Below are 13,215 nucleotides of genomic sequence, written 5' to 3'. Positions count from 1 at the left end.
TTGCGCCTTTGCGTTTAAGTTATTCTTCGTAGCGGCCACCGAGATGTTGAGCGAGAAATTTTTCGGCTGCTTCATAGAACCGCAATCTATTTTCAGGCTTTGCAAAACCATGTCCTTCATCGGGGAATAGGAGATATTCATGCGGGATCCCTTTTTGTTTCATCGCTTCCACGATCTGTTCCGACTCAGCTTGTTTGACCCGTGGATCATTGGCTCCCTGCGCAATCAGCATGGGAATCTTGATTTCATTTACGCGCCAAAGAGGGGAGCGTGAAATCAGAAATTCCTCTTCCGTATCCGGATTGCCAACCCGCTTGTGAAGGATTGCAAGAAAAGTGGACCAGTATGCTGGAATACTTCGAATGAACGTGATGAGATTGCTGGGACCGACAATTGCTACCGCGCAGCGAAACAGATCCGGCGTAAACGTAGCTCCTACCAGCGAAGCATATCCCCCGTAGGATCCTCCATAGATAGCAGCTTTTTTGGGATCCGCATAGCCCTGATCAATGGCCCATTGCGCCGCATCCACGAGATCCTGATGCATTTTTCCGCCCCACTCGCGGTCTCCGGCATTCAGAAAGTTTTTGCCGTATCCCGTGGACCCACGAAAATTTATCTGCATGCATACATAACCGCGGTTGGCAAACCATTGAGCTTCCGGGTTGTATCCCCAGGAATCGCGATGCCACGGCCCTCCATGAACATTCAAAACCATGGGTAAGTTCGCGCGAGGTTGTTCGGGAGGAAAGGTTATGTAACCGTGAATCCTCAAACCGTCGCTGGATGTAAAGGAAATCGGCTCCATAGTGGCTAGCTTGTATTTTTTCAACTCTGGCCTGTGATCAAAGAGGAAAGTGGCTTTTTTCTGTTCGCGGTCATACAGGTAATAAGGAACCGGCCCGTTATCCGCGGTGAATCCCACGATCCAGTTTCTATCGGCTTGATCTCGGCTGCTTAAAAAGAAATCGCCGTGATGCAATTTCTGAACGCTGGAGATATCCTCCGAAATCGAGTGATCTACAACAATCCATTCTTCGCGGGCCTTTGAAAAACCTACGGCCTGAACCTCATATGTGTCCGGATGCACGATCACGTCGCCGACATCGTATTCCGGATCTTCGAGAATGACTTCAATCGATCCCGTGGCGATTTCCATTTTCATCAGGCGCGCGGCGTTCACGTTACGCGAATCTTTCAAGCACAGGTGTTTTCCATCCCTGGAAAAAAAGAGCGGTGCGCTGGTCAGACTGTCTTCCTGCTCCCAAACAGCACTCGTTTTCCATTCGTCAGATTCAGTCTCACGAACCATCAAACGAAAGCCGCCTTCGGGAGTGGCTTCGAGTGCGCCCCTTACTTTCAGATGAAAGTCGGAAACCCACCCCGCATAAGATCCGGGATTCTTTGCGCGCATCGTAATTTTTCCAGTGGGAATGTGCAGGTGATAAATATCATGGAGTTGCTCGTTCTCCTGGTTCATGGCAATCAACAGGTCATCAGGAAAATGTTTGTGGTACTGAATAATCTGAACCTGAACATTTTCGAATGGAGTAAGATCGCGGACTTCTCCGGTCTCAAGATGAACCGCATAAAGCCGCCAGTTTTCGTTTCCTCCGATGTCCTGTAAGTAAAAGATGTGTCGATTGTCTTCGCCCCAGAAATAGATGCGGATCCCGCGATCGGTGTCTTTGGTTACGGGAATAAAGCTGTCTGAGTTTAGATCGCCTACCCAGACATTTAAAACACTATCAACCGGAGCTAGAAAGGCGAGTTTTTTGCCATCCGGTGAGATAAGGGGATGCACTCTGACCGGATTTCCGAAAAGCACGGCTCGCGGTATGAGTTCAACCACTTATGCGGCCTGCAATTGAGATGTGCACTGAGGACACCGGGTCGCCTTCAGCGGAATGTTTGCGATGCAATACGGACAATCTTTTGTTGAAGGCGGTGGAACTTCCGCGCCCGCTCTCAAGCGATTGATCTGCTTCACCAGAAGGAACATGACAAAAGCAACAATAAGAAAATCAAGGACCGTTTGCAAAAAAACACCGTAGTTAATAGTTGCGGCTCCGGCTTTTTTTGCTTCTTCCAGTGTTTCGTATTTTCCCGACAGACTGATAAACAGATTGCTGAAATTTACATTCCCCAGAATCAACCCAACTGGAGGCATGATCACATCATTCACGAATGAAGTAACGATCTTGCCGAATGCGCCGCCCATAATGACGGCCACTGCCAGATCGACAACATTCCCTCTTGCCGCAAATTCCCTGAACTCTTTTATCAGCTTCATAGTGTCACTCCTTTGTGGATTTTTTTCATTTTGTTTGTTCCATCTTCCCACTGAAGGGTGTTTTGCGCAAAGAGTAGAATGGTAAGTTCAGACCTTCTTTTTTTGCATCAAATACACGGTCCGTTCAGAGTCGTTGATTCTCGTTGAATCCTTGATAGCAAAAAAATTGCCGAACTCCGTTTCGAATGCATCCTGCCTGTAAGAGGGAAAGATATCTTGACGAGTGGCCAGAAGCCTCTGAACCTGTGAGTCACTTTTCGGGACAAATTCGATGACCAACCATCGACACAAACGGGAAAAGTATTCGGCCACCCTTGCAAGAGGCACATTGTTTGAAATCGCAAGGTGATGCAGCAGCGCAAGAGCCAGGACAGTATCGGCAGGGCCTCTTTCCTCCAGGGACAATCTCTCGCGGTTTTCATATCCGATCGAAGGACTAGGGTTGGTCAGGTCCAGAATCAGGGGTAGGAGGTGCGTTTCTTCCTTTGCTTTTACCTGCCGGTAATTTTTTTCGACCGCAACAGGGTCGATGTCAAATGCGATTGTCTGAATATCCCGGTTCGAGCTAAGACGGCTAAAAATTCCAGTGTTCGCTCCCAAATCCCAAAGCAGTTTCGGATTTGTTTCCTTGAGATAGTTTTCCACAGTGGTTTTCTTATGTTCAAATGAGCCTTCCTTATAGTTCGTGCTATCGTAATAGTCGCCCCACTCCGTGCCTTCCGCTTTCCATTCCAGACTGCGAATTGCAGATTCGAGACTATCGATGAGTGCCCTCAATTGGAATGCGCTGATTTTGTATTGATCTTTCTTCACAATTTTTGTTGCATAACGCTTTTGACTTCTTGCATGAAGGTGGATGTGCGTGAAAAGAGACGGTTTGAACCGCGTGCGAAAAGGAAGAAGACCTGACGCTAAATCCAACGGAAGACCATCTATATAAATACGGAAAAGCTGATTCAAACGCACATCCCGGGTCGACATTAATGCAAGTGGCGCCAGGAAATGCTGGCAGAACTGCCGGTAGGCAATCCATGGTTCCCCCTGCTTGTACACTTCAAAGGAAAGCGTATCAATCATTACCGGCTTGCCTTGCAGGAACTGAAAGTTAAACGCGCTTGCGTCTTTTAACATCATTCCTTTCAGAAAAGCTGCCTTTTGTATCTCCAGCGTTGTGAGAGCTGCATCCTTTAATTGGCTGAAGGACCACTCGTAAGGATAGGAAAGAAAGGGAATCAGCTCGGGCCTCAGAATCTTATAAGCGGAACCATTCAAAGCGAGGTTGAGATCGGTTTCCTCATGAGGGAGCAGGAATTTTGAGCGAATTAGATCCTCATACAGCCCTGATTGAATCAGGCGCTCATAATGTTCTTGATAGCTCTGTTGAACCTGCCGGTATAGAATTCCTTCACTGGTAAAAACGAAGCCGCTAGGATCTCGAAAAGAAGCAGGATTAACTTTGCTCACTGCCGGCACTTTCGTTCTTATTCCCGCCGGTCCTGGAGAAGAAGGCTTTGATGTTTCGCCAAAACATTTTCAAAGTAAAGAGGACGGCGAAGAAACTCGCAACGAGCAACTGCAGGACATAACTTCCACTGCCAGGATCGATGTAAGCTTCTGAATCTTTCGCTATCAGCAGCAGAAGAAGGGACAATAATAGAATCAGGTGTTTCACTAGAATCTCTCCAAAACGTCCTATGATACTACAGAAGGCGCGATAAATCGCGAAACTACTTTTTAGGTACTTGCTGGACAAGCTCAGAGTCAATTTTGATGACAACTTCATCACCCACAACAAAGCCACCCCCTTCGAGAGGACTATTCCAGGAAACTCCGAAGTCCTGACGATTCAATTTTAGGGATGCCTCGACTCCGAGTCTTGAGTTTCCCCATGGATCCTTTACGGGCCCAACAATCGTTACCGGGAAAGAAATGCTTTTTGTCACGCCGCGGATCGTTAAATCTCCGGTTAACCAGATCTCATTTCCCTTTTTCTCTGTTTTTTTGCTTGCGAAAGTGATTTCAGGGTATTTTTGCACATCAAAAAAATCCGGGCTTTTTAAATGCGTGTCTCGTTTTTCATTGTCCGTTGACAGACTTGCAGTTTTGATCGTCCCATTCAAGCTGGAGTTTGAAATATCTTTGGGATCATAAGCAACGACGGCATCAAACTCTTTGAATCTTCCACTGACTTTACTGATCACAAGATGCTGCGTCGTAAAGGTCACCTGACTGTGGTCTTTATCCGGCGCGAACGTATCGGCTGCAAAGACAGTCGTGACGAACAGAAAAAGGAGTCCGACTGAAGTGATAGACACTTTTTTCATAGTTCCTCCATTAGAGTACTGAGGGTTAAGAGTTAAAGGTGTCTGTGCAATTTGTCAAGGGCGGGGAGAGTGAGTATTTTGGGTGAGCGGCACGGGGATCCGGAACAAGATTCCGAATCCCCGCACTTAAGCTGCTGTAATTTCTATTTATGGAGCCGGTTTTCCATGGCCTCCGTTCAGACCTTGATGCGGCAAAGCGTAAAACGGAAATTCGGTAAGGTAAGACCGGTCATTTTGGTTCACACTGTCGCCTATGCCTGCAGCGGGGTTGCCGACAAGGATTAGGCTAATGATGACGTCACTTACATCAACCTGAGTGTCTTTCGGTGTTGCCCCACCGCCAATCTTTCGGCCGTTGGGAAACTGAGAGTCCGTTGCAACGTCAAGACGGAGCACGTCTCCAGTTTTACCAGCCTCAATCGGAACATGGTGACAACCTGCTGCGGGTATATTGTCCAGGTTGATTACTTGCAAAATATCCACGCGTCCACTTTTCAGGGTGTCGACTGTTGCTTGAGGTACGCCAAGTGCGCGATAGAGTCCAAGAAATTCGATATCACGTACCAGAATAGGATTCAAGAAGTAGCCTGCGAAATTGGCAACGTCCGTCAAAGGAGTTGTTCGCAAAAACTTGGTCTGATCTTGAGTTCCAATCAATCCGGCGTTAACAAGGGGTAAACCTTGACGTCCCACCTGCACCCATGGACCTCTTTCTGTGTCCATTCCACTTTTCTTTAGAGTCCGGTTTTTTCTGCGGCTTGCAGAAGCCCAGACGGAAAGAAGTGTATCGTCACCACAAGTTCCGTTATGCGGGATCGGACCTCCCAAAACTGTGGTGGTGGGCACTTCGAGAGCCATTACATTTAAATTGAAACCGGCAAATACATCTTCCCCTTTAGATCTGCGGCCGCCCGGAAAATTTGCCAGGTTGAGAATATCGAAAATTCCTTTTTCATCCAGTTGATATGCATCATCCATGACACCCACAAAAGCGCGTCCTTCAGAACCCATATCGCAGATGAAACTTTGGACGAACTCTTTGTTGTAGAGTCCATCTTCAAACTGGCTGGGATTGTTCCCATCATATCCCGTGAATGGTCCCAGACCATAAGCGATCCGGTCCGTGGCCGGACCAACATTGGGTGGTGCCATCCTGCAGTTGTTGCCGATCACGCTTCTCTGTCCCCCCGCAATTTTTGTGACTGTATAAGTGATTTGCTGCCCGCTCAGCTGTACAAGAAGTTCCTTGCCGCCCCCCGGAGGCAAACTGAGATCCGTAATATCGACGCGTGTTGGTTTTCCACAATTGAGCTTAATTTGATAAGTTACTTCATCATCGAGAGAACCAATTCCTCTCGAGATGTGAAACTCGTAAAGAACGTTACAGCCTAACCGTGTTTGCTGGTTCCCCTGTCCAGGTTCATGCAATCCGTTATAGCCGGCTGTCAGGTAAAGTTTCGAATGGTCGCCATCCGATACCCATGCATACATGTCGGTGTTGTCGACGGCAGGGTCCTCGAGAATAGCTTGAGCCTCCCGATGGCTTGAGGCTACGGTGGGAGTGGCGAAGCACAGCGCTAGCGCCATTCCAACGAGGCCTAAAAGAAAAATCTTCGTTCGCATTTGTTCCTCCTTTTTACGGCGTTTGCCGCTAGCTTTTATACGGAAAGGAGGCGTATTTTGGATTGAGAATTAACCGCCAGGGCGCCAAGGACGCCAAGAAATGAGGGTTTCCGGGTTTCATGGGGTGGCTCCTGCTATACTTAGAATAGTGAGATTTATCATCCTAATTGTTCTTTCTCTTTCCCTGATTTGCTGCAAATCGGATAAGAAGCCGGAAAAAACACAGGAGGAAACAGCCGCTGAGGCCCTACCGGAAAACATAGGGGATAAAACTGCTCCTACGGCAATTAAAGCTTATAAAGGAGCGAAAGAAGTCAAAAAAAGAATAGATTCTCAACGCCAGGAAGATTCAAAAGTGCTGAAGGAATCAAACTAAAACTATGCGATATGTACTCACAATTTGCTGTTTGGTTCTATTGATCGGATGCAGTGCTCCACACCCGAAGCTGACGGAAGAAGAAAAGCGAAGGCAAGAAGCAGAAGAAGCGCGTGATCAACCCAGAGAGTATAAGACTCCGGATGGAGCCTTCGGGACGAAAGACTACGCAAACGAAGCCAAAGAATCCACTGATCGGGATACAAGAGAATTGGAAAAAGCTGCAGAAGAAGCTCAATAACAATTACTCCAATGACCTATTCAGACAAGATTCCTCTGGGGCGAACAGGACTGCTTGTCAGCAGAATGGGTATCGGTTGTTCGTATGGAGTGGACACTTCCTCACTCATCGAAGCTTTTGAAAAGGGTATCAACTACTTCTATTTTGGAACTGTACGCCGCGCCGCCATGGCAAAAGCCATTCACGAGCTTGCGCCTCATCATCGAGACGCACTGGTCGTTGCCATTCAAAGCTACTCACCATGGCCAGGAATACTCCGGAAAAGCGTTGATATCGCGCTGAAGAAGTTACATCTGGAGCACGCGGATATTTTGATCCTTGGGAAAATGGATAAACCGCCGACTCATGAATTAGTAGATGAAATCCTGCGCATTCGCGATAGCGGCAAAGTGCGCTTTCTGGCGATATCAGCGCATGATCGTTCCCGCTTACGCTCCTATATTGACATCGGCCTGTTTGACATCCTGATGGTTCGCTATAATGCCGCGCATACGGGCGCCGAAACGGAGGTGTTTTCTCATCTTCCGGCTGAAAATCGTCCCGGCGTTGTTTGTTATACCGCGACTCGCTGGGGTACCCTTTTGAAAAACGTGTCGGGAGAACGAACCGCCGCGGCAAGCGATTGCTACCGTTTTTGTTTGCACGAGCCGTCAGTAGATATATGTCTCAGCGGTCCCAAAAACCGCAAGGAAATGGAAGAAGCGCTTCGAGTATTGCACTTGCCACCAATGTCGGCAGATGAACTGGCCTGGATGCGGCGCATCGGCACAAATGTCTACAATCATCATGCCCATACTTTCCTCCTCCGTAAACTCATATTTGATTGAATTTATTAACCGCCAAGGCGCCAAGGCGCCAAGATTTAGGACAATATTATTCTTCGTATTCCCTGTTTAAGTTGTGGAACGTTGAAATTAATCAGCAAGCCAAGTTGATGTCTTGTTGCTCTTAAGTAAGAGATTACCTGGGCACCATGTATTGGTGCCAGTAAATCTACTGCTTTCACTTTAACAATGAGTTCGCTTTCGACCAACAAATCGACGCGATTGCGCGCGATCACATGAGATTTGTATTTTAGCGTCACGGGATATTGCCTGACGAACTGAATCTTCTGCAATTTAAGCTCAATACAAAGTGCTTCTTCGTAAATTATTCCAGGAAGCCAGGTCCGAGACACCGATGAACCTGAATAGCAGCACCGATCACCTTTCGCACGATTTCGTCAAGTTGTCTACTTGGTTCCTTCTTCACCATTTATCCTCCTCTTGGCGCCTTGGCGCCTTGGCGTCTTGGCGGTTGTTTTTAAAAAAGGGCCGGCTGAGGCGGGGTTCAGCCGGCCGCTCCGCAGGGGAAGATCTCATCGATCTCCCACCATTTGCCACTTTTGATTGCTGTATTTCCAGAGCGTGATTCGCGCTGTCGGTCCATATAAGACAACTGCGTACATTCGTTTCTGTGAATGACAGGCCAGGTATAAAGTGCCCGAAGAAGATTGACCATCGGGTGAAAACGAAATGATGTTGGATTTCCCAAACTTTACCGGATCGGTTACATCCAGCTCTCCTTTTTTCGGTGGAATTTCAGGCGCACCCGTCAAAACCGCAGCTTCCATGTCCCCTGCTGCTCTTCGAATGGCAACCGGTCGATAAAACGGAGTGTCCGTTCCCTGCTGGATGTCCGCAGTGCGGATTCCATTTTGATTTCCATCGGAGAAGAATGAAAATCGATAACCTTCCGGAGTCTGTCCGATCAGAATTCCGGTATAACAACGCTCCCGGAACGCTTTCCATCTGCATGTTTCCAGAGAGCTGGCGATTTCCCGCGCGAAATGATCAAAGTCCAATTGCCGTTGTGTGGCAGTTAAATTCGTTGTTGTGAACACAACAAACAGGCCGATCAAACCGACCACCACCAGCAACTCCAGCAAAGACATGCCGCGCATCAGCTTTTTCCTCCCATTCGGTTGAAGGAAACTCCCTCCGCCAATTAGCCGGAGGGAGTTCTCCCTCACATCAGGGCTTGAGGACCCTGGGTTTCAGCGTGTGGGTGGGATGTAGGGCTATTTGACCGTGATCAGGTTCTTGAGTTGCTCGAACTTTTTTTCACCAATTCCAGGAACGGCCATCAGATCATTCGGCGTTTTAAACTGACCATTCTTTTGACGGAAGTCCAAAATCTTTTTTGCCAGGGATGGGCCGATTCCTGGAAGCCGTTCCAGTTCGGCTTGCCCGGCTGTGTTGATGTTGATCACCGATTTCCCCGTTTCCTTTGAGGGCGATGCAGCTTGCGCAAACCCCAGTTGGTTCAGGGAAAAGATAACCAGAACGAGTACCAATAAACTTGTTATTTCGCGTTTCATTCATTTCCTCCTCGCAATCTCATTTCGCAAAGTTGATGCCAATTTCACCGGAACGATTCACAGAGAAGAAACTTAAGAATGGTTCCTGTCAGGACGCGGAGAATGAATCACCCTTTGAGCGTTGTAAAAGCTAAAGCCTTGCGCTACTATGTCTTACACGTGTAAACGCAGGTTGATGGAAGGGTGAATCAATGATCAGTCTGGCAAATAAAACGGTGTTGATTACCGGTGGATCCCGCGGCATCGGACGTGCCGCGGCGATCTTGATGGCAAAAGCCGGGGCCGATATTGTCTTCAGTTACTACCGGAATGAGCAAGCTGCTGAGGAAGTCGTTGCGGAGATCGGAAAGGCTGGACACCGCGGCATCAGTGTGGCCGGAAACATAGCGGAAGAGAGTCATTGCCGGGAACTGGTCGATACGGCCTGCAGAGAATTTGGAAAACTGGATGTGCTCGTTAATAACGCAGGTATCTGGACATATGCTCCTATCGATGAAATGAAAGAAGATGTATATCGCGAGACGATTGACATTAATCTCTCCGGGCTAATCTACGTGACTCGCTATGCAGTTCAACAAATGAAGAAGCAGGGCCAGGGTCGCATCATCAATCTTTCCTCGACAGCAGGTCAGCGCGGGGAAGCGTTTCATTCACATTACGCTGCCACGAAAGGAGCCATCATTTCGCTGACAAAATCCTGGGCAACTGAGCTTGGGCCATCCATTCAGGTCAATTGTGTGGCGCCAGGTTGGGTTGATACGGACATGAGCTCCGGTCCACTTGCTGATCCTGAACAATACAAACAGATCGTATCCTTGATCCCCCTTCGCAGAGTTGCCACAGCTGAAGAAATTGCAGGACCCATTTTGTTTTTGGCGTCCGACCTCTCCAACTTCATCACGGGCGAGATTCTAAATGTGAATGGAGGAGCCGTTTTAGTAGGTTAGTTCCAGTAGGAAGGCTTGGGTTTTTCGCGTTTTTTGAAGAAGAAAATCAGGACGAGTCCCACGACAAATCCACCAATATGCGCCCACCATGCAACTCCCCCTTGAGCCGGAGTCGAGGCGGCAAGAGCTCCCTGAATGAACTGCCATAGAAACCAGAAAAACAAAAATACAACGGCAGGAATCTCCATAATCTGAAGAAAAATGAAAATGGGAACGAGCGTCAGAATGCGGGAATGAGGATACAGCATAAAGTAAGCGCCCAGCACACCGGCGATTGCTCCGCTAGCGCCCACCATGGGAATATTCGAATTCGCTTGAAGAAAGGTCTGGGTCAATGCTGAACCGATTCCACACAATAAGTAGAAAAAGATGTAAGCAACATGCCCGACGCGGTCTTCTACGTTATCTCCAAAAATGTAAAGGAACCACATGTTTCCGATTAAGTGAAGCCACCCTCCATGCAAAAACATGGAAGTAAAAACCGGGATCACCGCATCGGCGAGATTGTTTTGCAGTCCCCAGAAAAACCGGATGGGAGTCAATCCGAATTGATAAACGAAGGCTTCCATTTTTCGTCCGAGCGAAAATTCGTAGAAAAATATCAAGATGTTGATCACGATGAAAATCGTGTTCACGACCGGATAAGTCTTCGGACGAATCGTATCCCGTAATGGAAACATTTTTCTTAAAGTTTAAGAGTTCAAAAGTTCAAAGGTTTAGATCCATTTACGGTGGCGGAAGTAGCTGAACAATCCACCACCGACGATAACCATGACGCACAGCACAACAAAATAGCCATATTTCCATCGCAATTCCGGCATATCAGCAAAATTCATTCCATAGATTCCCGTGATCACAGTTAACGGCATAAATATAGTAGTGATTAACGTGAGCGCTTTCATCACCTCATTGAGCCGGTTGGATACGGTAGAAAGATAAGTTTCAACCATGGCGGTTGTTACATCACGAAAAGATTCCGTCATTTCAGCCATTCGATAGAGCATATCGTACACATCACGAAAATAGAATTGAGTTTTCCGCGTGATGAATTGATATTCATTTCGCGCCAGATGATTCATCACTTCTCTCTGCGGAAAGATCGTTTTTTTCAACTTTAACAATGTTCGTTTTAGATTGAGTATCCTGCGCAAAACCGTTGACTTCGGATCTTCGAAAAGTTCCTGTTCGGTCTTATCGAGTTCATCTTCGATCTCTTCCAGGACAGGAAGGTAATTTGTCACGAGAATGTCCAGAATTGTGTAGAGAACAAAATCGATTCCATAATCAAAAATCGGTGTATTTTCTTTGCAGCGTCTCAACACTTCGCTCACCGAACGCGTCTCTTTTTTGTGAAAGGTAACCAGATAATTTGGACCTAGAAATATGTCGAGCTCTTTGGGCGCAAATCCCTCGGCTCTGGTGCGGTCCACATCCACTCCGTGAATGAGCAGATAGAGATAGGTTTCGTAGAAATCCACTTTCGGATACTGAATATCGGCGAGGCAGTCATCAACAGCCAGCGGATGAAAATTGAAATAACCGGCGAGGCATTCCGATTCTTCCTCTGTCGGTTCATTCAAGTCCCACCAGTAAAGATTTTCGGGATCAGATTGGAACTCTTTCCAGTTGATGTTTTCGTGAACGGTCAGACGTTTTGGTTTCTTATCGTATTCAACGACGGTGATCATAAAAGGCGGGCGCTGAGGTCATATTCACCGGCCCCAGTGATAGAAACGTTCAGGAACTCTCCCGGCAGAGCCGGATCACCATGAACTCGTACCACTCCATCAACGTCGGGTGCCTGGCTGTACATTCGCGCGAGCAAGCTGCGGGAATCTGCGCCATCAACGATCACGCTCATCTGCCGTCCGATCCATTTGCGATTCTTTTTACGTGAAACCCCGGCCTGGAGCGTCATCAACTCCTTTCTCCTGCGGACTTTCGCCGCGTAAGGCACTTTGGGTTGCACATTGTAACCGCTCGTTCCTTCTTCGTCGCTGTAAAGGAAAACACCGACCCGATCGAATTCAACATCCTGAACAAAATGCAACAAAGTGCTGAAGTCTTCCTCCGTTTCGCCCGGAAAACCCGCAATAAAAGTGGTGCGAATGGCGATATCCGGGACCGTCCTTCTAATATTGTCGATCATCTTTCTATACAGATCGCCATTTCCACCCCGTTTCATTCGGGCCAGAACAGGACCACTCGCGTGTTGCAAAGGCATGTCGATGTAACGACAGACTTTTTGTTGATCCGCCATCACGTCTAAAAAGGATTGGCGCAAACTGTTCGGGTAGGAGTACATGACGCGAATCCATTCGATGCCTTCCGTTTTGCATAATTCTTGCGTCAGCAGAGCCAGGCCATCCTGCAATCCAAGATCAGCGCCGTAGATGGTGCTGTCCTGGGAAATCAAAACCAGCTCTTTCACTCCCTGACGCGCGAGCTCCGATGCTTCGGAACAGATCGAGCTGATCGTCCTGCTTCTGTAAGCTCCCCGCATGGAAGGAATCGCGCAAAATGCGCACACATGATCGCAGCCCTCTGCTATTTTCAGATATGCATACGAAGAAGGAGTTGTTAGAATGCGACGCACTTTGCCGTCGTAAATGTATTCGGCCGGTTCCGCTTCCAGTCTCTCTTCGAATTGCTGGCCGCAGGCCTCAACAATCCGCTCGACATCATTCAACGACACAAAGTGATCCACTTCGGGGAGCTGGGCCTTCAACTCTTTTCCATATCGTTGAACAAGACAACCGGCAACGATCAGTTTTTTGTCAGGATCACTTTCTTTGAGTTGAGCGGCGCGAAGAATTGTTTCGATGGATTCTTTTTTCGCCGGTTCAATGAACCCGCAAGTATTGATGATTACAATTTCCGAATCCGCTGGATTGGCAGAGATCGAGTAACCTTTGTCGACTAGCTGCCCAAGCATGGCTTCCGTATCGACTAAATTCTTCGGACAGCCTAAGCTGATAACGCCTACTCTTTTCATGATTCTTTAATGTAACCACAGATGAACACAGATAAACACAGATAAAAATGTTCAAAA

General features: G+C 47.7%; 15 protein-coding genes and 1 pseudogene. 4 read left to right on the top strand and 12 right to left on the bottom strand.

Annotated elements, in window-relative coordinates; genetic code table 11:
• Positions 1 to 19 precede the first annotated feature (19 nt).
• From L0156_00205 to L0156_00180, 6 genes are all read right to left on the bottom strand, one after another.
• On the bottom strand, positions 20 to 1,852 hold the full coding sequence (locus L0156_00205) for a S9 family peptidase (GenBank protein MCI0601414.1): 1,833 nt from the start codon (positions 1,850 to 1,852) through the stop codon (positions 20 to 22).
• Positions 1,853 to 2,293 carry a large conductance mechanosensitive channel protein MscL gene (gene mscL / locus L0156_00200; protein ID MCI0601413.1) on the bottom strand — a complete coding sequence of 147 codons (441 nt, stop codon included), beginning with the start codon at positions 2,291 to 2,293 and terminating at the stop codon, positions 1,853 to 1,855.
• 87 nt (positions 2,294 to 2,380) lie between these two features.
• Positions 2,381 to 3,757, bottom strand: coding sequence for an SAM-dependent methyltransferase (locus L0156_00195; GenBank protein ID MCI0601412.1), 1,377 nt, complete (start codon positions 3,755 to 3,757; stop codon positions 2,381 to 2,383).
• Positions 3,744 to 3,965 carry a hypothetical protein gene (locus L0156_00190; protein ID MCI0601411.1) on the bottom strand — a complete coding sequence of 74 codons (222 nt, stop codon included), beginning with the start codon at positions 3,963 to 3,965 and terminating at the stop codon, positions 3,744 to 3,746. The genes L0156_00195 and L0156_00190 overlap by 14 nt, the downstream gene beginning before the upstream one ends.
• A gap of 55 nt (positions 3,966 to 4,020) precedes the next feature.
• Entirely contained in the window at positions 4,021 to 4,617 is a 597-nt protein-coding gene (locus L0156_00185) for a YceI family protein (GenBank protein ID MCI0601410.1), read from the bottom strand.
• Between the two features lie 147 nt (positions 4,618 to 4,764).
• Positions 4,765 to 6,240, bottom strand: a complete 1,476-nt coding sequence (locus tag L0156_00180) for a DUF4331 domain-containing protein (GenBank protein MCI0601409.1) — start codon at positions 6,238 to 6,240, stop codon at positions 4,765 to 4,767.
• Positions 6,241 to 6,388: 148 nt separating this feature from the next.
• Here L0156_00180 and L0156_00175 point away from each other — a divergent pair, with 148 nt between their 5' ends.
• From L0156_00175 to L0156_00165, 3 genes are read left to right on the top strand one after another with little or no spacing between them, the layout of a single operon-like run.
• Positions 6,389 to 6,616 carry a hypothetical protein gene (locus L0156_00175; GenBank protein MCI0601408.1) on the top strand — a complete coding sequence of 76 codons (228 nt, stop codon included), beginning with the start codon at positions 6,389 to 6,391 and terminating at the stop codon, positions 6,614 to 6,616.
• A 4-nt stretch (positions 6,617 to 6,620) separates the two neighbouring features.
• Complete coding sequence (locus tag L0156_00170; GenBank protein MCI0601407.1) at positions 6,621 to 6,857, top strand: hypothetical protein; 237 nt, start codon at positions 6,621 to 6,623, stop codon at positions 6,855 to 6,857.
• Positions 6,858 to 6,868: 11 nt separating this feature from the next.
• On the top strand, positions 6,869 to 7,684 hold the full coding sequence (locus L0156_00165; protein ID MCI0601406.1) for an aldo/keto reductase: 816 nt from the start codon (positions 6,869 to 6,871) through the stop codon (positions 7,682 to 7,684).
• A gap of 35 nt (positions 7,685 to 7,719) precedes the next feature.
• Here L0156_00165 and L0156_00160 read toward each other — a convergent pair.
• The 3 genes and pseudogenes from L0156_00160 to L0156_00150 form a co-directional block, all read right to left on the bottom strand.
• Positions 7,720 to 8,111: pseudogene (locus L0156_00160) on the bottom strand (GxxExxY protein).
• 103 nt (positions 8,112 to 8,214) lie between these two features.
• Positions 8,215 to 8,799 carry a prepilin-type N-terminal cleavage/methylation domain-containing protein gene (locus tag L0156_00155; protein MCI0601405.1) on the bottom strand — a complete coding sequence of 195 codons (585 nt, stop codon included), beginning with the start codon at positions 8,797 to 8,799 and terminating at the stop codon, positions 8,215 to 8,217.
• Between the two features lie 117 nt (positions 8,800 to 8,916).
• Positions 8,917 to 9,216 (bottom strand): helix-hairpin-helix domain-containing protein, encoded by a 300-nt coding sequence (locus L0156_00150; GenBank protein ID MCI0601404.1) that lies wholly within the window; start codon positions 9,214 to 9,216, stop codon positions 8,917 to 8,919.
• 191 nt (positions 9,217 to 9,407) lie between these two features.
• Between L0156_00150 and L0156_00145 the strand changes: the two genes are divergently transcribed.
• On the top strand, positions 9,408 to 10,163 hold the full coding sequence (locus tag L0156_00145) for an SDR family oxidoreductase (protein MCI0601403.1): 756 nt from the start codon (positions 9,408 to 9,410) through the stop codon (positions 10,161 to 10,163).
• Here the strand turns inward: L0156_00145 and L0156_00140 are convergent.
• From L0156_00140 to rimO, 3 genes are read right to left on the bottom strand one after another with little or no spacing between them, the layout of a single operon-like run.
• The gene (locus tag L0156_00140; protein MCI0601402.1) at positions 10,160 to 10,843 is read right to left on the bottom strand and encodes a rhomboid family intramembrane serine protease; all 684 of its coding nucleotides are present in this window, start codon (positions 10,841 to 10,843) and stop codon (positions 10,160 to 10,162) included. The genes L0156_00145 and L0156_00140 overlap by 4 nt on opposite strands.
• A gap of 36 nt (positions 10,844 to 10,879) precedes the next feature.
• A complete protein-coding gene (corA, locus tag L0156_00135) occupies positions 10,880 to 11,851 on the bottom strand; it encodes a magnesium/cobalt transporter CorA (GenBank protein MCI0601401.1) in 972 nt (323 codons plus the stop codon).
• Positions 11,848 to 13,158, bottom strand: coding sequence for a 30S ribosomal protein S12 methylthiotransferase RimO (gene rimO, locus L0156_00130; GenBank protein ID MCI0601400.1), 1,311 nt, complete (start codon positions 13,156 to 13,158; stop codon positions 11,848 to 11,850). Before rimO ends, corA begins: the two co-directional genes overlap by 4 nt.
• Positions 13,159 to 13,215 lie beyond the last annotated feature (57 nt).

The sequence above is a fragment of the bacterium genome (assembly GCA_022616075.1).
Classification (GTDB): Bacteria; Acidobacteriota; HRBIN11; order JAKEFK01; family JAKEFK01; genus JAKEFK01.
The sequence above is the reverse complement of the archived record's forward strand: the minus strand, read 5'-3'. Positions and strand labels throughout refer to the sequence as shown.

Excerpts from the sequence above, each read along its gene's own strand:
- mscL (MCI0601413.1), bottom strand. The coding sequence starts at position 2,293 with ATGAAGCTGATAAAAGAGTTCAGGGAATTTGCGGCAAGAGGGAATGTT.
- L0156_00185 (MCI0601410.1), bottom strand. The coding sequence starts at position 4,617 with ATGAAAAAAGTGTCTATCACTTCAGTCGGACTCCTTTTTCTGTTCGTC.
- L0156_00180 (MCI0601409.1), bottom strand. The coding sequence starts at position 6,240 with ATGCGAACGAAGATTTTTCTTTTAGGCCTCGTTGGAATGGCGCTAGCG.
- L0156_00170 (MCI0601407.1), top strand. The coding sequence starts at position 6,621 with ATGCGATATGTACTCACAATTTGCTGTTTGGTTCTATTGATCGGATGC.
- L0156_00165 (MCI0601406.1), top strand. The coding sequence starts at position 6,869 with ATGACCTATTCAGACAAGATTCCTCTGGGGCGAACAGGACTGCTTGTC.
- L0156_00155 (MCI0601405.1), bottom strand. The coding sequence starts at position 8,799 with ATGCGCGGCATGTCTTTGCTGGAGTTGCTGGTGGTGGTCGGTTTGATC.
- L0156_00150 (MCI0601404.1), bottom strand. The coding sequence starts at position 9,216 with ATGAAACGCGAAATAACAAGTTTATTGGTACTCGTTCTGGTTATCTTT.
- L0156_00145 (MCI0601403.1), top strand. The coding sequence starts at position 9,408 with ATGATCAGTCTGGCAAATAAAACGGTGTTGATTACCGGTGGATCCCGC.
- L0156_00140 (MCI0601402.1), bottom strand. The coding sequence starts at position 10,843 with ATGTTTCCATTACGGGATACGATTCGTCCGAAGACTTATCCGGTCGTG.
- corA (MCI0601401.1), bottom strand. The coding sequence starts at position 11,851 with ATGATCACCGTCGTTGAATACGATAAGAAACCAAAACGTCTGACCGTT.
- rimO (MCI0601400.1), bottom strand. The coding sequence starts at position 13,158 with ATGAAAAGAGTAGGCGTTATCAGCTTAGGCTGTCCGAAGAATTTAGTC.